The organism is Cellulosimicrobium sp. NPDC057127, assembly GCF_042670945.1.
Taxonomy (GTDB): domain Bacteria; phylum Actinomycetota; class Actinomycetes; order Actinomycetales; family Cellulomonadaceae; genus Cellulosimicrobium.
In genome coordinates, this window is the sequence record NZ_JBHUUP010000002.1 from 267,857 (window position 1) to 288,360 (window position 20,504).

Here is a 20,504-nt window from a genome sequence, read left to right on the forward strand (position 1 = left end):
GCCCCTCAGACCACCGGGGCCACGACCTCGAGCACCCGGAACCCCTTCGCGCTCGCCGCCCGGTCCACGCGCACTCCCGGCAGCGGGCGCTCCAGGTGCTCCGCGAGCCAGCGCTGCAGCGAGTCGGCGCCGAGGTTGCGCTGCACGACGAGGTGCGCGCTCGCGCCGGGGGCCAGCCGCGGGAGCCAGCGCAGCAGCATCGCGTGGAGCACGTCCTTGCCCACGCGGATCGGCGGGTTGGACCACAGCGCGGCGAGCGCGACGTCGTCGGGCACCTCGTCCGGTGTCACGGCGCGGACGCCCGGCAGGCCCAGGCGGTCGGCGTTGCGGCGCACGAGGTCGAGCGCGCGCTCGTTGACGTCGACCGCCCAGACGGTCGCCGCGGGCGCCTCGAGCGCCATGGTGAGCGCGACCGGACCCCAGCCGCAGCCCAGGTCGAGCACGTGGGCGGGGGCAGCGGTCGCGGCCGTCGCGGCGAGGGCCTCGTCGAGCGGCGGCACGGTTCGCAGCAGCACCTGAGTCCCCAGGTCGAGGCGCCCGGGGGAGAAGACGCCGGACGCGACCTCAACCTCGACGTCCCGGCCCGCGAGGCGCACCGCGAGGGTGCGGCGCTCCGCCGGCGAGGCGGGGCGCGCGGTGAAGTAGTGGTCCGGCTCGTCGCTCACGAGGGCCGATCCTACGGCGCGCTCCCGGGACCGCACCGCACCCGGGCGCGAGGGGCCGGCGGGGGAAAGCGCTGGCTCCGGGACGAAAACCCGTGCCACGCTTGTTGCACCACCTGGACGCAGCACGTGTCCGGAACCGACGGAAGGCGGCACATGACCCAGACCCCTGCGAACCCCACGACGGCTCACCAGGAGCCGGCCGACGTGCCGCGGGACCTCGCGAGCGACGTCGTGGCGCGGGTGCTCGCTCGGGCCGGGACGGCGCGCGCCGAGGGCGGCACGGTCCACGCGCAGCACGACGGCGAGCAGCTCGACCTCGCCGAGCGCAGCGCGCTGCGCCGCGTCGCGGGCCTGTCGACCGAGCTCCAGGACGTCACCGAGGTCGAGTACCGGCAGCTGCGCCTCGAGAAGGTCGTGCTCGTCGGGCTGTGGAGCCCTGGCAACGACCCCCGCGAGGACGGCGCGGCGCGGACCGCGCAGGAGGCGGAGATCTCCCTGCGGGAGCTGGCTGCCCTCGCCGAGACGGCGGGCTCCCAGGTGCTCGACGGCGTGATCCAGAAGCGCGCGAAGCCCGACCCCGGCACGTACCTCGGGTCCGGCAAGGCCGAGGAGCTGGCGGACGTCGTCGCCGCGACCGGCGCGGACACGGTCGTCGTCGACGGCGAGCTCGCCCCGTCGCAGCGCCGCGCGCTGGAGGACATCGTCAAGGTCAAGGTCGTCGACCGGACCGCGCTGATCCTCGACATCTTCGCGCAGCACGCGAAGTCCCGGGAGGGCAAGGCCCAGGTCGAGCTCGCCCAGCTCGAGTACCTCCTGCCGCGCCTGCGCGGCTGGGGCGAGTCGATGTCGCGGCAGGCCGGCGGGCAGGTCGGTGGCGCGGGCGCCGGCATGGGCTCGCGCGGCCCGGGCGAGACGAAGATCGAGCTCGACCGCCGCCGCATCCGCAACCGCATGGCCAAGCTGCGGCGCGAGATCGCCGCGATGGCGCCCGGGCGGGAGACGAAGCGCTCGTCGCGCCGGCGGCACGCGGTCCCGTCCGTCGCGATCGCGGGCTACACCAACGCGGGCAAGTCGAGCCTGCTCAACGCGGTCACCGGCGCCGGCGTGCTCGTCGAGAACGCCCTGTTCGCGACGCTCGACCCGACGGTCCGGCGCACCCGCACCGAGGACGGGCGCGTCTACACGCTCGCCGACACGGTCGGCTTCGTGCGCGCGCTGCCGCACCAGCTCGTCGAGGCGTTCCGTTCCACGCTCGAGGAGGTCGGCGACTCCGACCTGCTGCTGCACGTCGTCGACGCGTCCCACCCGGACCCGGAGGGCCAGATCGCCGCGGTGCGGCACGTGCTCGCCGACATCCCGGGCGTGGAGGACGTGCCCGAGGTGGTCGTGCTCAACAAGGCCGACGTCGCCGACCCCGAGGTGGTCGACCGGATCCGGCGCCGTGAGCCGCGCACCGTCGTGGTCTCGGCGCACACGGGCCAGGGCGTGGAGGAGCTGCGCGCCCTCATCGCGCGCGAGCTGCCCCGCCCGGACGTCACGATCGACGTCGTCGTGCCCTACAGCCGCGGCGACCTCGTGCACCGTGTGCACACCGAGGGCGAGATCGACCACGAGGAGCACACGGCCGAGGGCACGCTGCTGCGCGGACGCGTCGCGGAGGCGCTCGCCGCCGAGCTCACGGGGGCCGCGGTCCGCGCCTGAGGCCGTACCGCCGTCCCGACGGCGCCGCGCGCACGGTCCGGTCCTGCGCGCGGCCCGTCGTGCGTCCTCCACAAGGACGCCACCGGGCGCGGGAGAGGTCGGTGCCCGACCGTAGACTCGGCGGGTGCCGCCCGCCCCGCCCGCCTCGCCCCGCTCCGCCGACGACACGGCGGAGGCGGACGCCGTCGCGCCGCGCGACGCCGCGACGCTGGCGGGTGTGCCGGACGTGGACACCCTGCTCGACCTGGCGGTCGGGCGCCTCGGCGGGGCCCGCCGCGACGGGCAGCACGCGATGGCGCGCGCCGTCGCCGGGTCGATCCACGAGGGCGAGCACCTCGTGGTCCAGGCGGGCACCGGCACCGGCAAGTCGCTCGGCTACCTCGTGCCCGCCGTGCGGCACGCGGTCGCCACGGACGAGCGCGTCGTCGTGTCGACGGCGACCCTCGCGCTCCAGCGCCAGGTGATCACGCGCGACCTGCCCCTCGTCGCGGAGGCCGTCGGGGACGAGCTGCCCCGGCCGGCGACGATCGCGCTGCTCAAGGGGTGGCACAACTACCTGTGCCTGCACAAGATCGCGGGCGGCTACCCGTCCGATGAGCCGACGCTGTTCGACCTGCCGGGGGAGTCGGCCGGTGCCGCGGACCATCCGCCGGCCCGTGGGGATGCGGGCGCGGCATCCCTCGGGGAGCAGGTGGTGCGTCTGCGCGAGTGGGCGCAGGAGACGGGCACCGGGGACCGGGACGACCTCGTGCCCGGCGTGAGCGACAAGGCGTGGCGCCAGGTGTCGGTCACGGCGCTCGAGTGCCTCGGCCAGCGCTGCCCGCTGCTCGCGGAGTGCTTCCCCGAACGGGCCCGGGCGTCGGCGCGCGAGGCCGACGTCGTCGTGACGAACCACGCGATGCTGGGCATCGCCGCCATGGGCTCGCCCGGGGTCCTGCCGGAGCACGACGTGCTCGTGGTCGACGAGGCCCACGAGCTCGCCGACCGCGTGACCGCCGCGGCGACGGTCGACCTGTCCGTCCCGGCGATCGAGGGCGCCGCGCGGCTCGCCCGGCGTCACGGTGGGGTGACGACCGAGGCGCTCGACGCGGCCTCGGCCGCGTTCGGCACCGTCGTCGGTGCGCTCCCCGCCGAGCGCTTCCCCGAGGGGCTGCCCGAGGGTGCGCGCACGGCCGTCGCCGCAGTGCGCGACGCTGCGCGCGAGGTGCTCACGCGGCTCAAGCCGGAGACCGGCGCGACGAAGCCCGCGACGCCCGACACGGGGCTGAAGATGGCGCAGTCGGCCGTCCTCCAGCTGTTCGAGGTCGCCGAGCGCATGGCCGCCGACCCCACGGGGCACGACGTGCTGTGGTGCTCGCGCCCGGGGGAGGGCGCGTGGTCGTCGCCGGACCGCTTCGGCGAGGGCGCGAGCCGGCTGCACGCCGCGCCGCTCGGCGTCTCCGGTCTCATCCGCACGCACCTGCTGACCGAGCGCACGGGCGTCTTCACCTCGGCCACGCTCGCGCTGGGCGGGACGTTCGACGCCGTCGCGCGCACGTTCGGCCTCGGCGGCCCGGGCACCGACGACGACAGCCCGCCGTGGCGCGGGATGGACGTGGGCAGCCCCTTCGACTACGCCCGGCAGGGGATCCTGTACGTCGCCAAGCACCTGCCGACGCCCGGCCGGGAGGCGGCGACCGAGCACCAGCTCGACGAGATCGCCGCGCTCGTCGAGGCGGCCGGTGGGCGCACTCTCGGCCTGTTCTCCTCGCGACGGGCCGCGGTCGCGGCCGCCGAGGCGATGCGCGAGCGGCTCGACGTGCCCGTGCTGTGCCAGGGCGACGACCAGCTGCCCACACTCGTGCGCCAGTTCGCCGAGGATCCCGCGACGTGCCTGTTCGGCACCCTCTCCCTGTGGCAGGGAGTGGACGTCCCCGGTCCGTCGTGCCAGCTCGTGCTCATCGACCGCATCCCCTTCCCGCGACCGGACGACCCGGTGCGCTCCGCGCGGGCGCGCGCGGTCGAGGCGGCCGGGGGCAACGGGTTCATGCAGGTCTCCGCGACGCACGCCGCGCTGCTGCTCGCGCAGGGTGCCGGCCGGCTCGTGCGCTCCACGAGCGACCGCGGCGTGGTGGCCGTGCTCGACCCGCGACTCGCGACGGCGCGCTACGGCACGTTCCTCACCCGCTCGATGCCGGAGTTCTGGCAGACGACCGACCGAGACGTCGCCACCGCTGCGCTGCGCCGTCTCGTCGCCCTAGGCTGACCCCGGACCGACGAGACGGAGGCAGGATGAGCACGGCACCGCAGGACCACGACGGCACGCGCCCGACCCCGGCCGGGGCCGGTGCGGGGACCCCCGGGTCGCGCACCACGAAGCTCGCGATCGTCGGCGCCGGCGCGGTCGGGTCGACCCTCGCCTACGCCGCACTGATGCGCGGCGCGGCCCGGACCGTCGCGATGCTCGACGTGAACCGCGCGAAGGTCGAGGCCGAGGTGCTGGACCTGCAGCACGGCATCCAGTTCATGCCGATGGCGCGTGTCGAGGGGTCCGACGACGTCGCCGTGTGCGCGGGGGCGGACGTCGTCGTGGTCACCGCCGGCGCGAAGCAGAAGCCGGGGCAGACGCGCCTCGATCTCGCCGGGACGACCATCGGTCTCATGCGGTCGATCCTCCCCGGCCTCGTCGAGGTCGCGCCGGACGCCGTCTACGTCATGGTCACCAACCCCGTCGACATCGTGACCTACGCGGCGCTCAAGATCTCCGGGCTGGCCCCGCAGCAGCTGTTCGGCAGCGGGACGGTCCTCGACTCCTCACGACTGCGCTTCCTCGTCGCGCAGCAGTGCGGCGTCGCGGTCCAGAACGTGCACGCCTACGTCGCCGGCGAGCACGGCGACAGCGAGATCCCGCTGTGGAGCTCCGCGACCATCGGCGGTGTTCCGCTCCTGGACTGGTCCGGCCTGAGCGGTCGTCCCGCGCTGACCGAGGACGTCCGCGACGAGATCGCGCGCGAGGTCGTGCAGTCCGCGTACCGGATCATCGAGGGCAAGGGCGCGACCAACTACGCCGTGGGGCTGGCGGGCACGCGCATCATCGAGGCCGTGCTCGGCGACGAGCACCGCATCCTGCCCGTGTCGACGCTGCTCGACGGCGACCACGGGATCGACGACGTGTGCCTGTCCCTGCCGACGCTGGTCGACCGTCGTGGTGCCGTCGAGCGGGTGGAGGTGCCGCTCGCCGCCGACGAGCTCGCGGGCCTGCAGGCGTCGGCCGAGTCGCTGCGGGCGGCGGCGCGGCGCTTCGGGCTCTGAGTCAGAGGCTGCGCAGCACCGACACGACCCGGCCGAGCACCTGTGCCTCGTCGCCGAGGATGGGCTCGTAGGACGCGTTGTGCGGCAGCAGCCAGACGTGGCCGTCGGCGCGCTTGAACGTCTTCACCGTGGCCTCGCCGTCGATCATCGCGGCGACGATCTCGCCGTTCTCCGCCACGTTCTGCCGCCGGACGACCACCCAGTCGCCGTCGCAGATCGCCGCGTCGACCATCGAGTCGCCCTGGACCCGCAGGAGGAACAGCTCGCCGTCGCCCACGAGCTGGCGCGGCAGCGGGAAGACGTCCTCCACGACCTGCTCCGCGAGGATGGGACCGCCGGCGGCGATGCGGCCCACGACGGGCACGAACGACGGGGTCGGGTGGGCCTCGTCGTGCACGGCGACCGCGGGCGCGGGCGCGGCCACCGTGTCCACGGCCGTCAGCGCCGTCCGCGGTGCGTCCTCCGACGCCGCGGCCGGGTGCACGACCTCGATCGCGCGCGGGCGGTGGGGATCGCGCCGCAGGAAGCCCTTGCGCTCGAGCGTCGTGAGCTGGTGCTTGACGGAGGACGGGCTCGTGAGACCCACGGCCTCGCCGATCTCTCGCATGCTCGGCGGGTAGCCGCGCGTCTCGACGCAGGAGCGGATCGTCTCGAGGACCAGGCGCTGGCGCGGCGTGAGGCCGTCCTCGCCGGCGGTGCCGTCCGGCAGCTCCCGCACCTCGGCGAGCCCGCCGCTCGTGTCCCTGCCTCGTCCCGCCATCGTCGTCTCCCTCGTCGTCCCGCCGGCGGCGCTGCTCGCCGTCGGCGGGGCACCTGCGGCCGTCCCGTCCGTGGCGCCCTCGCCGGACGGACATGTCCGGCGAAGCGGCCTGGTCCCAGGCTAGGGGAGAGAGCCGCGCGAATCAAACACCTGTTCGACAGGCACTCGACTGTGTCGGCGGATCGTGGTAGACATTCGTACAGGTGTTCTACGTACAGGTGTTCGACCTCGCCAGGTCGACGACGTGCCGTGCGGGGCCGGAGCGACCGGGGAAGGCGCTCCGGCCCCGCGGGGCGGGACGGAGATCGAGATGACCAGCACGACCACGACGTGGGCCTACCCATCATCCGCCCACGGGTCTCGCCGCGCGGGCGTGCCGCCGCGCGGCGGGGCGGCAACGCTGCGCCTCACCCGCCGGGGGCGGCTCGTCCTGGTGCTCCTCGTCGTCGCGGTCGCGCTGCTCGCCGTGCGCGCGGGCGTCGCCGTCGCCGGGGCGCCGGGCGAGCCGGTCGAGGTCCGCGTTCACGTCGTGACGGCCGGGGAGACCCTCTGGGGGCACGCGCAGCAGCTCGCCGGCCCGGGGGACGACGTGCGTGACGTGGTGGCGCGGCTCGCAGAGCTCAACGGGTTGTCGTCGTCGGGCCTCGTCACGGGCCAGCGTCTCCTGCTGCCGGTCGAGCCCTGACCGCCGCACCTGCGTGCGGCGGCACCCGGCTCCCGTCGCAGCGCGGCGACGTCGGGTGGTCCGCCCGGTCGATCGCGCGCGGGGCTTGCGCTCTGCCTTAGGGAGCCCTAAGTTAGTGCTACCTCACACGCCGGGCTGGGGGGCCGGGCAGGAGGGAGGAGGGCGCGCGAGATCGCGACTCCTGAGCACGTCGCCGCGCGCGAGGCGAGTCGCGCGCGAGATGGGGACGGGGGCGTCCCGACGGGGGCGGTCGGCAACGGCCGCCCCCGTTCTGCTGCGCCCGCGGGTGCGCCCGTCCGCAGGACGTCGACGAGCCGCCCGTCGTGCCGCGCGGCGTGTTGCGCCGTCGCCTCGCGACGGCATACGTTCGTCGCGCCCTGCCGCGCGCGTGCGCCGGTACGGCGACCCCTGCTCGAGGAGACCGCCATGCACTGCCCGTTCTGCCGCCACGCGGACTCCCGCGTCGTCGACTCGCGCACGTCCGACGACGGTGCGTCGATCCGCCGCCGCCGGCAGTGCCCGCAGTGCCAGCGTCGGTTCACCACCATCGAGACGGCGAGCCTGTCCGTCGTCAAGCGCTCCGGGGTCACCGAGCCCTTCTCCCGCGAGAAGATCGTCACCGGCGTCCGCAAGGCGTGCCAGGGCCGTCCCGTGAACGAGGACGACCTCGCGCTGCTCGCGCAGCGCGTCGAGGAGACGATCCGTGCCAGCGGCAGCGCCGAGCTCGACGCGTACGAGATCGGTCTCGCGATCCTCGGCCCGCTGCGAGAGCTCGACGAGGTCGCGTACCTGCGGTTCGCGAGCGTCTACCAGGCGTTCGACTCGCTCGAGGACTTCGAGAGCGCGATCACGTCGCTGCGCGTGGACCGGGCCGAGCGGGCCGAGGCGCGGGCAGCCGGCGCCGACCGCGGCCCGGGCGACGCGGGCGAGCCCCCGGCGAGCGGGGCCGGGACGACCGCAGGCAGCGACACCGCCGCGGGCGAGACGGCCACGACGCGCTGACGGTCCGCGCGACAGCGCCGTGCGGTCAGAGGTCGCTCGACCGCGAGGCCCAGAGGTTGATGCCGGTGTCGGGCGGGATCGCCGCCACGGCCGCGACCTCCTCGGCGGAGAGCGGGGCGTCGTCGAGGGCCGCGAGGCTGTCGTCCAGCTGGGCGGTCGTGCGCGCGCCGACGAGGACGGTCGTGACGCGCGGGTCGCGCATCGCCCAGGCGATCGCCGTGCGCGCGAGCGGACGCCCGTGGGCGCGAGCGAGCGCGTCGAGGCGCCTCACGTGGTCGAGGTTCTCCGGCGAGAGGAACTCCGGGCGCAGCGGGCCGCCGCGCGCGGCGCGCGAGCCGTCCGGAGTGCCCCGCAGGTACCGGTCGGTGAGCATGCCCTGGGCGAGCGGTGAGAAGGCGACCACGCCCATGCCGGCGCCGCTCGCCACGTCGAGCACGCTGCGCCCCGACGTGTCGGGCTCCTCGATCCAGCGGTTGAGCATCGAGTACGAGACCTGCGTCACGACGAGGTCGACACCGACGTCCGCGGCGACCGCGAGGGCCTCGAGCGTGCGCCGGGCCGAGTAGGAGGAGATGCCCGCGTAGCGCGCGCGACCGGAGCGCACCGCGGTGGCGAGCGCGCCGACGGTCTCGGCGATCGGCGTCGACGGGTCGAACCGGTGGCTGTAGAAGACATCGACGTGGTCGAGCCCGAGCCGGCGCAGCGAGGCGTCGAGCGAGGAGAGCAGGTACTTGCGCGACCCGCCCTCACCGTACGGGCCGGGACCCATGCGGTAGCCGGCCTTGGTGGTCACGACGAGCTCGTCCCGCACCGGACGCAGCTCGCGGGCGAGCAGGCGTCCCACCGTCTCCTCGGCCGCGCCGCCCGGCGGGCCGTAGTTGTTCGCGAGGTCGAGGTGCGTGACGCCGCGTTCCACGGCGTGCAGCACGATCTCGCGCTGGTTCGCCACGGGGTCGGCGTGGCCGAAGTTCTGCCACAGCCCGAGCGACACGACGGGCAGCCTGAGTCCGCTGCGGCCGAGGCGGCGGTGCGGGAGCCCCGGGCCGGGCGGGGGCGTCGGTGCGGTCACTCCACGACGCTACCCGAGGACCGTGTCACCGGACGGGGCCCGGCGCAATTGCGCTGGCGCCGCGCACGGCCGGTGGGGCACGCTGGGCGGGCGGTGGACGGCTCGTCGACGGGCCGCCACCGACCATCGACCCGAGGAGACCGCCATGGCGTCCGACGAGCAGCATCCCACCCCGACCGGCCCGAGCGAGGAGGCCCGCGCGAAGTTCCGGGAGGCGCTGGACCGCAAGAACGCCGCCCGGCACCGCAGCGCTGACGGCGGGAAGAACACCGGAGCGGTGCACGGCTCGGAGACGGTCGGCCCCGTCCAGCGCACGTTCCGCCGCAAGTCCGGCTGAGGGCCTCGCCCAGGGTCCGCACGGGCCCTGGGCGCTCCCGTCTACGCCATCCCGTCCGGTCGGCGTCGGAACCGACGTCCGCTGACGTCCTGCGGCTCGACGCGTACCCATTCCTCCGTGGGCACGTCCACGAACGGGACGAGGGCGTCGTCGCCGTCCGGGGGCCCCAGGGCGGCGACCTCGCGCGCGGTCTCGAGACGGCGGGCGGTGCCGCGGACGACGACGCTCCACGCGGCGTCCGGCGTGACCTCGTCCCACTCGAGCGCGACGCGGGCGTTCGTCACGAGGGAGGCCAGCTTCGTGCCCGGCACCGTGCGGAAACCGAGGACGTCGCCGACGGCGCGCACCGTCACGGGGTAGATGTCGGGGGCGCCGCCCACGCTCACCGCGAGCCGGGCGACGCGCGTCCCGGCGACGAGCGTCCAGCACTCCTGCGCGTCGAGCGCCGTCGCGGCGTCCTGCGAGTACCCGGTCATACCTCATGCTGACGCCTGCGCGCCGTGACGGCGAGCGGGCGTCGGACCTCGGCGGGAAGGACCTTCGCCCCGCCGAGGACCAGCCCGGGATCAGTCGAGGACGCGCAGGGCGATCGTCTGGTCCATCGCGGCGAGCGCCTCCACCACGGCCGGCTCGACGCGCGAGCCGACGTCGGTCACCACGTACCCGAGGTCGCCGCGCGTGGCCAGCAGCTGGCCCTCGATGTTCGTGCCGTGCTCCGCGAGCGTGGCGTTGACGGCGGCGAGCACGCCGGGCGTGTTGCGGTGCAGGTGCGTGATGCGGGTGATGCCGGTCGTCTGCTCGAGGGCGAGGTTCGGCACGTTGACGCTGAGCGTCGTCGAGCCCGTCGTCAGGTAGTCACGGAGCTTCGTCGAGACGAACTGCCCGATCGCCTCCTGCGCCTCCTCGGTGGAGCCGCCGATGTGCGGCGTGAGGATGACGTTCGGCAGGCCGCGCAGCTCCGAGTCGAACGCGTCGCCCTTGCGCTTGGGCTCCTCGGGGAAGACGTCGACCGCCGCCCCCGCCACGTGACCCGCGAGGATCGACTCGCGCAGCGCGTCGTAGTCGACGACGAAGCCGCGCGAGAGGTTGAGGAAGATCGCGCCCGGGCGCATGCGGGCGAACTGCTTGGCGCCGAACATGCCCGCGTTGCCGGTGCGTCCGTCGACGTGCAGCGTCACGACGTCGGCGGTCTCGAGCAGCTCGTCGAGCGTGTCCATGCGCCGCGCGTTGCCCAGGGCCAGCTTCTCGGCGGTGTCGTAGAAGACGACCGACATGCCGAGGTTCTCGGCGACGACCGACAGCTGGGTGCCGATGTTGCCGTAGCCGACGATGCCGAGCGTGCGCCCGCGCACCTCGTGCGCGCCCGTGGCCGACTTGTCCCACACGCCGTCGTGCAGCGCGCGGTCGCGCTCGGTCAGGCGGCGCGTGAGCGCGATGATCTCCGCGAGCGCGAGCTCCACGACGGACCGCGTGTTCTGGAACGGCGCGTTGAAGACGGCGACGCCCTGCGTCGCGGCGGCGCGCAGGTCGATCTGGTTCGTGCCGATGCAGAACGCGCCGAGCGCGACGAGGTCGGGTGCGTTCTCGAGCACGTGCGCGGTGACGTTCGTCTTCGACCGGATGCCGAGCAGGTGGACGCCCTGGAGCGCCTCGACGAGCTCGGACTCGTCGAGCGCACCGGTGCGGACGGTGACGTCGATGCCCGCCGCCTCGAGGTTCGAGGCGGCGAGGGGGTGGAGGTTCTCGAGGAGGAGGGCGCGTAGCACGTCACCATGGTGCGCCTCGTCCGCGCGGTGGACCAAACGGGTCTTGACCCTCGGACGGCGCGGGCGCGCGGCGGAGCGGGCCGCGCGGCGTCAGGCGGTCGGTGCGGCCAGCCCGGCCGGCAGCTCGTCGGCGTGCACCACCACGAGCCGCTGCGTGGGCCGCGTCATCGCGACGTAGAGGTCCGACGCCCCGGACTCGCCGGCCGCCACCGCGGCGGGGTCGACGAGCACCACGGCGTCGAACTCCAGACCCTTGGCCTGCACCGGGTCGAGCACGACCACCGGGGCGTCCGGGTCGTCGTCGGCCACGCCCAGGTGGGCGCGCACGGCGGCCGCCACCGCGGGGACCGCCACCACCGCGACACGGCCCGCGCCGGCCGCGACGAACTCGGTGCGGACCGCCTCGACCTCGCGTCCCACGACGTCGAGGAGCGCGCCCGGTTCCGCACCGACCGGGACGACCCGCAGCGAGCCCTCGACCTCGCGGGCCGAGGTGAGCGGGGAGACGGGCAGCCCGGCGGCGACGGCGACGCGGCGTGCGGCGTCGGCCACGGCGGCGGGCGTGCGGTAGTTGACGGTGAGCTCCGCGAGGCGCCAGCCGTCGCGCAGCACGGGGTCGAGCGCCGCGGCCCACGACCGTGCCCCCGCGAGGGAGGACGTCTGCGCGACGTCGCCGACGATGGTGAACGACCGGGTGGGGCAGCGCCGGACCAGCATGCGCCACGCCATCGCCGACAGCTCCTGCGCCTCGTCGACCACGACGTGGCCGTAGGTCCAGGTCCGGTCCTGCGCGGCGCGCTCGGCCGTCGTCAGGCGGGGCCCGGTCGCCGCGAACCGTCCGGCGAGCACCTCGGCGTCGACCAGGCCGCCGCCCGCGCCGGACGAGGTGAGCACCTGGCGCGCGTACTCGAGGTCCTGCGCGCGCTGCGCGGCCTGCGCCGCGGCCTCGGCGCGCGAGGCCTGGTCGTCCTCGCCGAGGAGCTCGGCGGCCTCGTCGAGCAGCGGGACGTCGGCCGGGGTCCAGGGCGCGCCCTTCGGCCGGGCGAGCAGCTGCCGCTCCGCCGCCGAGAGCTCGGGGGCCGCCTCCGCGAGCCGGTGCGGCTTGACGTACAGGTCCTCGACGAGCCGCTCCGGGGCGATGGGCAGCCACGCGAGGTTGAGCGCCACGCGCACGTCACGGTGCGCGCGCAGGTCCTCCAGGACGAGGGAGCGGTCCTCGCCGGCGAGCGGCTCGCCGAGCGCGGCGGCGTACTGGTCGGCCAGGCGCGCGAGCATGTCGCGGACGAAGCCCACCCGGGCGAGGTTGTGGGGCTTGTGCGTCCGGCGCGCCTTCGCGATCGCGTCGCGCACGTCGCGCCGCCGGACCACGAGGTCGCGGCCGTCGAGGCGGAACGGCACGTCCGCCGCCGGCACGCGCTCGCGCGCGCGCACGGCGCGACGGACCACGTCGGCCATGACGGCGCGGCCCTTGACGCGCGCGACGTGCGGGTGCTCGTCACCGTCCGCGACGAGCCCGGGCAGCAGGTCGGCGACCGTCGTGCTCACCACGCCCGTCTCGCCGAGCGACGGGAGCACCTGGTCGATGTAGCGCAGGAAGGAGTGGCTCGGGCCCACGAGCAGCACGCCGGAGCGCTCGAGCACGCGCCGGTGCGCGTACAGCAGGTAGGCGGCGCGGTGGAGCGCGACGGCCGTCTTGCCCGTGCCCGGTCCGCCCTGCACGACGAGCGCACCGCCGAGCTCGGAACGGATGATCGTGTCCTGCTCGGACTGGATCGTCGCCACGATGTCGCCCATGCGGCCGGTGCGCCCGGCGGCCATCGCGGCGAGGAGCGCGCCCTCGCCGGAGAGCGTCGAGCCCGCGACGTCCGCGCTCGCGTCGAGGTCGAGGAGCTCGTCCTCGATCCCGGTCACGCTGCGTCGCTGCGTGACGAGGTGCCGGCGCCGCACGACGCCGTCGGGCCGGGCCGCGGTCGCGCGGTAGAACGCCTGCGCCGCGGGCGCCCGCCAGTCGGTGAGGAGGCTGCTGTGCTCGGCGTCGGTGAGGCCGATGCGCCCGACGTAGCGCCGGGTGCCGTCGTCCAGGTCGAGGCGCCCGAACGCGAGCCGGTCCTCCACCGCGTCGAGCTGAGCGACGCGGTCCTCGTACAGCGTCGCGAACGCGTCGCGCTCGCTGCGGTTCTGGGGCGACCCGGAGGGCCCGGAGCGCCGCACGCGGTCCAGCCGCCCCCGGGCGGCGGCGCGCAGCTCGTCCAGGCGCGCGTAGAGGGTGTCCACGACCTCCTGCTCGAGCCTGAGCTCGTCCGAACGTCCCACGCTGTCCCTTCGTCGCGCTCCCGCGCCGCCTCCCGCGCCGCGCCGGCCGCCGGCGCGGCCGTCCATTATGGCGCACGCGCCGGCCTGTCCGGGCCCGCTCCCGGCCGCGCGACCCGTCGTCCGGCCGTCGTCCGGCCGTCGTCCGGCCGTCGTCCGGCCGTCGTCCGGCCGTCGTCCGGACACCGTCCGAACGCCGGCCGGACCGCGTCGACACCGCTCATGCCGCACGGACGGCTAGGATCGGGGGCCATGGCGACCAGTGGGGAGCGCTCGTCGTGACCGCCTCGGACCCGCGCGCTCCCGTCCCGAGCCCGGCGCCCCGCCCCGATGCGGGCGGCGCGGGAGCCACGCCCCTGCCCACCCTCGTCGCGCCGGGCGACGTGCTGCGGATCCTGCTCGTGGAGGACGACGACGGCGACGCGATCCTCGTCGAGGAGCTGCTGTCCGACGCGAGCCTCAAGGTGGAGCTCCACCGCGCGACCACGCTCGACCACGCGCTCGAGCTGCTGCCGGCCCGCCCCGTGGACTGCGTGCTGCTCGACCTCGGGCTGCCCGACTCGGTCGGCCTGTCCGCCGTCGAGCGGCTGCGGGCGGGCACGAGCCCGCCCGCGCTCGTCGTCCTCACGGGGCACTCCGGCATCGACCTGGGCGTGCAGGCCGTGGCCGCCGGCGCCGACGACTACCTCGTCAAGGGCGAGGTCGACGGCGACCTGCTCGGCCGGTCCGTGCGCTACGCGGTCCAGCGCCGCAAGTCCGAGGACCAGCAGCGCGCGCTGTACCGCAGCGAGGTCCGTGCGGCCGAGACCCGACGCCTGGAGCGTGCCCTGCTGCCGACGCCGCTCGTCCAGGACGAGCGGCTCTCCGTCATGGTGGGGTACGTCCCCGGCGGCAACGGGCTGCTCGGCGGCGACTTCTACGACGCCGTGGAGCGGCCCGACGGCTCGATCCTGTGCGTCATCGGCGACGTCGCGGGTCACGGACCCGACGAGGCGGCGCTCGGCGCCACGCTGCGCACCGCCTGGCGCACCATCGTCCTGTCGGACGCCGAGCCTGCTGCCGTGCTCCCTCTGCTCGAACGCGTCCTCGTCCCCGAGCGGTCCCGGCCCGAGGTCTTCGTGACCCTGTGCCAGGTGGTCGTCGATGCGCAGCGCCGCCATGCCGACGTCTACCTCGCGGGGCACCTGGCGCCGCTCCTGCTGCGCGACGCGGCCACCGAGATCCGGCCCACGGCCCGCGGGCGCGCCCTCGGCATCCCCATCGATGGCGGGTGGACGCCCCAGCGTGTGCAGCTCGGGGGCAAGTGGGCGCTCGTGCTCTACACCGACGGCCTCGTCGAGGCCACCCTGTCGGACCGCGCCGCCCCGGACGCCCCCGCGCCCGAGGGCGCGCCCTCCCGGCCGCGTCGCCTCGGCGCCGACGGCCTGCTGCACACGGTCGACGCCGCGCTCGCCGACGGCGCCGAAGGCCTCGTCGAGCGCGTGATCCGTCGCGTCCGCGACCTGCACGGCGGGCCGCTCGTGGACGACGCCGCGATGCTCGTGGTCGGGCGCTTCGGCGACGGGGACGGACCCGGGGAACGGACCGCGACGCTCGCCGACTCCGACGAGTGGTCGCGGTGAGCGGCGCGCGGTCGTCCGGCACCCTGCGTCGCCGGCTCGGCGCGGCGCTCGTCGGCGCCGGCCTCGTCGTCCTGCTCGTGCTGGCCACCTCGGCCTTCGCGCTCTCGCGCGTGCTGACCCTCCAGGACGAGGTGACGGGGCCGTACTTCGACGCCGTGACGCAGGGCGACACGATGTCCTACGCGCTGCTGGACGCCGAGACGTCCGTGCGGTCCTACGTCCGCACAGGGGACCCGACGGCGCTCGAGTCGCTGTACCGCGCCCTCGGCGACGACGAGCACCCGGTGGTCCCGGACCTCGGGGCGATCGACGGTCTGCGGCCCGACCCCGGCCTGGTCGCCGCGGGGGAGGCGGCGCGCGCGGCCGTGGACGAGTGGCTGACCGTGTACGCGGAGCCCGCGATCGCCGCCGTGGAGGACGGGGGCGTCGGCTCCGTGCGGGCGGTCGACCGCGCGCGCGGCGCGGAGCTCTTCGCGCAGGCGCGCCTCGCGACGGCGGACTACGTCACCGAGGTGCGCGACGAGCGGCTCGACCGTCTCGACGCCCTCGAGCGCTGGGACCGCGTGCTGTTCGGCAGCGTCCTCGTGCTCGTCGGTGCGGGGCTCGCCGTCGGGATCGTGCTGTGGGTGTGCCTCAAGCGCTGGGTGACCGAGCCCTTGGCGGCGCTCGCCCACCGCATCCGGCGCGTGAGCTCCGGACGTCTCGACGAGCCCGTCGAGACGTCCGGCCCGGCGGAGATCGCCGACCTCGCCCGCGACGTCGAGCAGATGCGCGTGGCCCTCGTCGGCCAGGTCGCGGAGATCCGCGCGTCGCACGAGGAGGCGGCGCGCTCGCACGAGCTCCTCGCGGAGCAGGCGCAGGAGCTCGAGCGCTCGAACCGCGACCTCGAGCAGTTCGCGTACGTGGCCTCCCACGACCTCCAGGAGCCGTTGCGCAAGGTCGCGAGCTTCACCCAGCTGCTGAAGAAGCGGTACGGCGGCGAGCTGGACGAGCGCGCCGACCAGTACATCGACTTCGCCGTCGACGGCGCCAAGCGCATGCAACGGCTCATCCAGGACCTCCTGGGCTTCTCGCGCGTCGGCCGCACCGGGACCGAGCGCGTGGACGTCGACCTCGAGCAGGCGCTCGCGACCGTGCTCGACGACCTCTCGGAGACCCTGGAGTCGTCCGGCGCGTCCGTGACGCACGACCCGTTGCCCGTCGTCGTGGGCGAGCGCGCGCTGCTGCACCAGCTCCTGGCGAACCTGGTCGGCAACGCGGTGAAGTTCCGGCACCCCGACCGCGCGCCGCGCGTGCACGTGGGCGTCCTGGCCCACGACACCCACTGGGAGCTGTCGGTCGCGGACAACGGGATCGGGATCGACCCCGAGTACGCCGACCGCGTGTTCGTCATCTTCCAGCGGCTGCACCCCAAGGACGTGTACGAGGGGACCGGGATCGGTCTCGCGCTGTGCAAGCGCATCGTCGAGTACCACGGCGGCCGGATCTGGATCGAGCCCCGCGAGGACGGCGTCGGCGGGACCACGGTGCGCTTCACGCTCGCCCACGCGTACACGTACGCCGAGGTCGGCTACGCTCGCTCCGACCACGAGCCCCCCGGCGGGGTGCGCGACGACGAGGAGATCACCGCATGAGCCACGGCACCAGGCCGATCGACGTCCTGCTCGTCGAGGACGACCCTGGTGACGTGCTGATGACCCGCGAGGCGTTCGAGGACCACAAGGTGACCAACCGCCTGTCCGTGGTCTCCGACGGCGTCAGCGCGCTCGAGTTCCTGCGCAAGGAGGGCGAGCACTCCGGTGCGCCGACGCCCGACCTCATCCTGCTCGACCTCAACCTGCCGCGCATGGACGGGCGCGAGGTGCTCGCCGCGCTCAAGGCCGACGACGCGCTGCGCAAGATCCCGGTCGTCGTGCTGACCACCTCGGAGGCCGAGGAGGACGTCGTGCGCAGCTATTCGCTGCACGCCAACGCGTACGTGACCAAGCCCGTGGACTTCGACCGGTTCATCGACGTGGTGCGCCAGATCGACGACTTCTTCGTCTCGGTCGTCCGCCTGCCCGGCCGCTGACCCGCGGCCCTGCCACGCGTCGGGAGCGTCCCGGGCGCGTCCACGCGGGGCTCGCGACGCCGGGAAGGATCTGCGCACGCCCGGCGTTGTCGACCACAGGCCCTCCGGCCGTCGTGTCGCCGGACGGGCAGCAGACGTGACGAGGAGGAAGCATGCTGGATCCTCGGGGGATCTACGAGCTCGACCAGGACGCGGTCGAGCGCCTGTGGCCGAGCCCGCCGGAGCGCGGCGCGGGCCCGGTCCTGCTGCACGCGGTCGCCGGGTTCGTCGACGCCGGCAGCGCGGGCGAGGTCGCGGTGGAGCACCTGCTGGAGCTCGGCGAGGTCACGCGGGTCGTGACGTTCGACGTCGACCAGCTGCTCGACTACCGCTCGAAGCGCGCGACCATGACGTTCAGCACCGACCACTGGTCCGACTACGACGAGCCCCACCTCGTGATCGACCACGTGCGTGACGCCGAGGGCACCGGGTTCCTGCTCCTGCACGGCGCGGAGCCCGACGTCCAGTGGGAGCGCGTCGTGGCGGCGGTGCTGGACGTCGTCGAGCGGCTCGGCGTGTCGCTGACCGTCGGGTTCCACGGGATCCCCATGGGCATCCCGCACACCCGGCCGCTGTCGGTCACCGCGCACGCGACCCGCACGGAGCTCCTCGGCGAGCACTCGTCGTGGTTCGGGACGGTGAAGGTGCCCGCCAGCCTCGCGGCGCTCCTGGAGCTGCGGCTCGGGCGCGCCGGTCACGACGCCCTGGGCTACACCGTCCACGTGCCGCACTACCTCGCGCAGTCGTCGTACCCGCCCGCGGCCGTGGTCGCGCTGGACCACGTCCAGCGCGTGACCGGGCTCGACCTCTCGACGGGCCTGCTCGCCGGGGCGGCCCAGGACGCGACCGCCGAGGTCGAGCGCCAGGTGCGCGACTCGGAGGAGGTGGCGGCGGTCGTGCAGGCGCTCGAGGAGCAGTACGACGCGTTCGCCCGCGCGGTCGGGCGCACGAGCCTGCTCGCGGAGTCGTCGCCCATACCGACGGCCGACGAGCTGGGCGACGAGTTCGAGCGGTTCCTCGCGCAGCAGTCGGGGGACTGAGCGGCCCATTGACGGCGCCCCGGGGCGGCGAGCGCCGTCCCGCCACGGAATGTCCGGAAAAATGGTCACGAGAGGTGGCCGTCCGACGTGGCGTAGCACACAGTGTCCGTGCCACACTGGCACGCGTTGCAGTGGCGTACTTGCGCACGAACCGGTGGCGGGCACGGTTCCGGCCCTGCCCGGCTGGTCCACCGGCGAAGGACGTGGGACATGGCATTGCGGCGCACGGGGTGGACGAAGGGTCCGCTCGCTGGTGTCCCCGGATGGACAGAAGGTCAGAGGAACAGCATGGCGCAGGGTTCTGTGAAGTGGTTCAACTCCGAGAAGGGCTACGGCTTCATCGCGCAGGACGGCGGCGGTGCCGACGTCTTCGTGCACTACTCGGCGATCGAGACGCAGGGGTACCGCACGCTCGACGAGGCGCAGCGGGTCGAGTTCGAGATCACTCAGGGGCCCAAGGGCCCGCAGGCGGAGAACGTCCGCCCGCTCTGACGGCCGTCCCGGCGCCCCGCGGGGGCGCCCACGGTCCTCGCGCAGGAGCCGCGTCCCGAGCCGGGGCGCGGCTCTCGTGCCGTCCGGGCGGGCGCCCGCCTCGTCAGCGGGTGCGGCCGGGCGTCGCGGGCTCGTGCCCGACGGCGTCGGGCGGGTCCTCGAACGGCGCCGCCGCGCCGACGAACGCGTCGAGCTCGGGACCGACGACGACGTGCGCGGGGACCGGGAGCGTCCGGGCCGCACGAGCCAGGCCCGGCGAGGCGAGGTCGGGGCCGCCCGGGCCGGGCCGTACCGCGACGAGCACGACGTTGCCGTAGCGGCGTCCCTTGAGCTGGGCCGGCTCGGCGAGCGCCGCCCGGAGCGGGGGCGGACCGGGCGTGCCGACGGCACCCCGTCCAGCGCCCGGGCCCGTCCCGCCCGTCGTCCCCGTCCCTCCGACGACCGCCGCGAGCCCGGCGAGCTCCCGGCGGGCGGCGGTCAGGGGCGGGCGGTCGGCGCAGTTGACGAGGTACGTGCCGCCGGGGCGCAGGACGCGGCGCACGTCGAGCGCGGCGCCGCTCGTCACGAGGTGCTCCGGCGTGGAGTCGCCGGCGAAGACGTCGCGCACCACCACGTCGAACGACGCGTCGGCGAAGGTCGACAGCGCGTGCCGGGCGTCGTCGGCGCGCAGGCGCAGGCGCGGCGAGCGGGGCAGGTCGAACCACGTGCGGACGAGCTCGAGGAGCCGCGCGTCGAGGTCCACGCCGACCTGCGTCGAGCCGGGGCGCGTGTGCTCGACCCACCGCGCGAGGCTGCAGCCGGCGGCGCCCAGGTGCAGCACGCGCAGCGGCCCTGGCGGGAGCCGGTCGATCACGGCCGCCATCTGCTGCATGTACTCGAACGCGAGGAAGCCGGGGTCGTCGAGGTCCACGTGCGAGCTCGGGACGCCGTTGACGTAGAGCGTGACCGCACCGGCGTGGTCCGGGTCGGGCTCGAGCCGTGCCGAGCCGGTGGTCGTGGGCACCTCGTCGGTGGGCAGGTCGCCGGCCCGTCGCGCTGCGCGCGCACCACGACGGCGCGGTGTGGGTGGCTCGGCGGACGCTGTGCGGGAGGTCCGGGGGGCGCGGCGAGCCATGGGTCCACGGTACGTGGTCCGCTGCCGGGACGTTGACAGAGATCGAACACGTGTTCGATAGTGGAGCCAGGAGGTGCGCGATGGTCAGCACGACGAGGTCCCCGGGGGAGCAGGCGCGGCGCGGGCCGGCGCGCGTCCCGGTCGACGTCACTCGCCTGCTCGCCCGTGCCGACGCCGAGCTCGTCGCCGCGACGCTCGCGAGCGACCCGGACGAGCGATTCGTGCACGCGCACCTGGGCGCGCTGCGCGCCGCCGCGGCCGTCGTCGCGCTGCGCGGGCACGCCGAGCGCCGTGGCCGGGCGAGGCCCGTCTGGGACCAGCTGGCCGACGCCGAGCCGTCGCTCGCCGCCTGGTCGGTGTACTTCGCCGGCGGTGCGCGGGTGCGCGCAGCCGTGGACGCGGGCCGGGCGGACGTCGACCCGCGCCGGGCCGACGAGCTCCTGGCGTGCGCCGAGGACTTCCGGGACGAGGTCGCGATGCTCGTCGACCCGGACGCCGGGTTCCTGCGCGCGCCGGGGCCGCGGACGGTCGCGTCGTGAG

General features: G+C 75.2%; 19 protein-coding genes. 12 read left to right on the forward strand and 7 right to left on the reverse strand.

Translation table 11 applies throughout. The features are described 5' to 3' along the window. Window positions 1-5 precede the first annotated feature (5 nt). Window positions 6-665, reverse strand: a complete 660-nt coding sequence (locus tag ACFTZA_RS02960; RefSeq protein WP_378190572.1) for a class I SAM-dependent methyltransferase — start codon at window positions 663-665, stop codon at window positions 6-8. 153 nt (window positions 666-818) lie between these two features. Here ACFTZA_RS02960 and hflX point away from each other — a divergent pair, with 153 nt between their 5' ends. The 3 genes from hflX to ACFTZA_RS02975 all read left to right on the forward strand — a co-directional run bounded on the left by hflX (window position 819) and on the right by ACFTZA_RS02975 (window position 5,657). Continuing rightward, on the forward strand, window positions 819-2,366 hold the full coding sequence (hflX, locus tag ACFTZA_RS02965; protein WP_378190574.1) for a GTPase HflX: 1,548 nt from the start codon (window positions 819-821) through the stop codon (window positions 2,364-2,366). Between the two features lie 124 nt (window positions 2,367-2,490). Then, entirely contained in the window at window positions 2,491-4,611 is a 2,121-nt protein-coding gene (locus ACFTZA_RS02970; RefSeq protein ID WP_378190576.1) for an ATP-dependent DNA helicase, read from the forward strand. Window positions 4,612-4,637: 26 nt separating this feature from the next. Further along, window positions 4,638-5,657 carry an L-lactate dehydrogenase gene (locus ACFTZA_RS02975; RefSeq protein WP_378190578.1) on the forward strand — a complete coding sequence of 340 codons (1,020 nt, stop codon included), beginning with the start codon at window positions 4,638-4,640 and terminating at the stop codon, window positions 5,655-5,657. A gap of 1 nt (window position 5,658) precedes the next feature. Here ACFTZA_RS02975 and lexA read toward each other — a convergent pair whose 3' ends face one another. Next, window positions 5,659-6,417 (reverse strand): transcriptional repressor LexA, encoded by a 759-nt coding sequence (gene lexA / locus ACFTZA_RS02980; RefSeq protein WP_378190580.1) that lies wholly within the window; start codon window positions 6,415-6,417, stop codon window positions 5,659-5,661. Window positions 6,418-6,727: 310 nt separating this feature from the next. On the opposite strand from lexA, the gene ACFTZA_RS02985 reads away from it, so the two are divergent. Continuing rightward, complete coding sequence (locus ACFTZA_RS02985; RefSeq protein WP_378190582.1) at window positions 6,728-7,102, forward strand: LysM peptidoglycan-binding domain-containing protein; 375 nt, start codon at window positions 6,728-6,730, stop codon at window positions 7,100-7,102. Window positions 7,103-7,528: 426 nt separating this feature from the next. Beyond that, window positions 7,529-8,104, forward strand: coding sequence for a transcriptional regulator NrdR (gene nrdR / locus ACFTZA_RS02990; RefSeq protein ID WP_378190584.1), 576 nt, complete (start codon window positions 7,529-7,531; stop codon window positions 8,102-8,104). 25 nt (window positions 8,105-8,129) lie between these two features. On the opposite strand, the gene ACFTZA_RS02995 is transcribed toward nrdR, so the two are convergent. Continuing rightward, window positions 8,130-9,173: an aldo/keto reductase gene (locus ACFTZA_RS02995; protein WP_378190586.1), complete on the reverse strand. Its 1,044-nt coding sequence runs from the start codon at window positions 9,171-9,173 to the stop codon at window positions 8,130-8,132. A gap of 145 nt (window positions 9,174-9,318) precedes the next feature. Here ACFTZA_RS02995 and ACFTZA_RS03000 point away from each other — a divergent pair, with 145 nt between their 5' ends. Further along, a complete protein-coding gene (locus ACFTZA_RS03000; RefSeq protein ID WP_378190588.1) occupies window positions 9,319-9,510 on the forward strand; it encodes a DUF5302 domain-containing protein in 192 nt (63 codons plus the stop codon). A gap of 41 nt (window positions 9,511-9,551) precedes the next feature. Here the strand turns inward: ACFTZA_RS03000 and ACFTZA_RS03005 are convergent, their stop codons facing one another. The 3 genes from ACFTZA_RS03005 to ACFTZA_RS03015 form a co-directional block, all read right to left on the reverse strand. After that, on the reverse strand, window positions 9,552-9,986 hold the full coding sequence (locus ACFTZA_RS03005) for a pyridoxamine 5'-phosphate oxidase family protein (RefSeq protein ID WP_378190590.1): 435 nt from the start codon (window positions 9,984-9,986) through the stop codon (window positions 9,552-9,554). Window positions 9,987-10,076: 90 nt separating this feature from the next. After that, window positions 10,077-11,276, reverse strand: coding sequence for a phosphoglycerate dehydrogenase (serA, locus tag ACFTZA_RS03010; RefSeq protein WP_378190592.1), 1,200 nt, complete (start codon window positions 11,274-11,276; stop codon window positions 10,077-10,079). Between the two features lie 90 nt (window positions 11,277-11,366). After that, window positions 11,367-13,655 carry a HelD family protein gene (locus tag ACFTZA_RS03015; RefSeq protein ID WP_378190594.1) on the reverse strand — a complete coding sequence of 763 codons (2,289 nt, stop codon included), beginning with the start codon at window positions 13,653-13,655 and terminating at the stop codon, window positions 11,367-11,369. 209 nt (window positions 13,656-13,864) lie between these two features. Between ACFTZA_RS03015 and ACFTZA_RS03020 the strand changes: the two genes are divergently transcribed. From ACFTZA_RS03020 to ACFTZA_RS03040, 5 genes are all read left to right on the forward strand, one after another. Further along, window positions 13,865-15,208: a PP2C family protein-serine/threonine phosphatase gene (locus tag ACFTZA_RS03020; RefSeq protein WP_378190596.1), complete on the forward strand. Its 1,344-nt coding sequence runs from the start codon at window positions 13,865-13,867 to the stop codon at window positions 15,206-15,208. Next, window positions 15,205-16,842, forward strand: coding sequence for an ATP-binding protein (locus ACFTZA_RS03025; RefSeq protein ID WP_378190598.1), 1,638 nt, complete (start codon window positions 15,205-15,207; stop codon window positions 16,840-16,842). Before ACFTZA_RS03020 ends, ACFTZA_RS03025 begins: the two co-directional genes overlap by 4 nt. Then, window positions 16,839-17,279, forward strand: coding sequence for a response regulator (locus ACFTZA_RS03030; protein ID WP_378190600.1), 441 nt, complete (start codon window positions 16,839-16,841; stop codon window positions 17,277-17,279). Before ACFTZA_RS03025 ends, ACFTZA_RS03030 begins: the two co-directional genes overlap by 4 nt. 152 nt (window positions 17,280-17,431) lie before the next feature. Beyond that, window positions 17,432-18,358 (forward strand): proteasome assembly chaperone family protein, encoded by a 927-nt coding sequence (locus ACFTZA_RS03035; protein WP_378190602.1) that lies wholly within the window; start codon window positions 17,432-17,434, stop codon window positions 18,356-18,358. Window positions 18,359-18,646: 288 nt separating this feature from the next. Next, window positions 18,647-18,850, forward strand: coding sequence for a cold-shock protein (locus ACFTZA_RS03040; protein WP_378190604.1), 204 nt, complete (start codon window positions 18,647-18,649; stop codon window positions 18,848-18,850). A gap of 103 nt (window positions 18,851-18,953) precedes the next feature. On the opposite strand, the gene ACFTZA_RS03045 is transcribed toward ACFTZA_RS03040, so the two are convergent. Continuing rightward, window positions 18,954-19,964, reverse strand: coding sequence for a spermidine synthase (locus tag ACFTZA_RS03045; protein WP_378190606.1), 1,011 nt, complete (start codon window positions 19,962-19,964; stop codon window positions 18,954-18,956). 80 nt (window positions 19,965-20,044) lie between these two features. On the opposite strand from ACFTZA_RS03045, the gene ACFTZA_RS03050 reads away from it, so the two are divergent. Further along, a complete protein-coding gene (locus ACFTZA_RS03050) occupies window positions 20,045-20,503 on the forward strand; it encodes an SAV_6107 family HEPN domain-containing protein (protein ID WP_378190608.1) in 459 nt (152 codons plus the stop codon). Window position 20,504 lies beyond the last annotated feature (1 nt).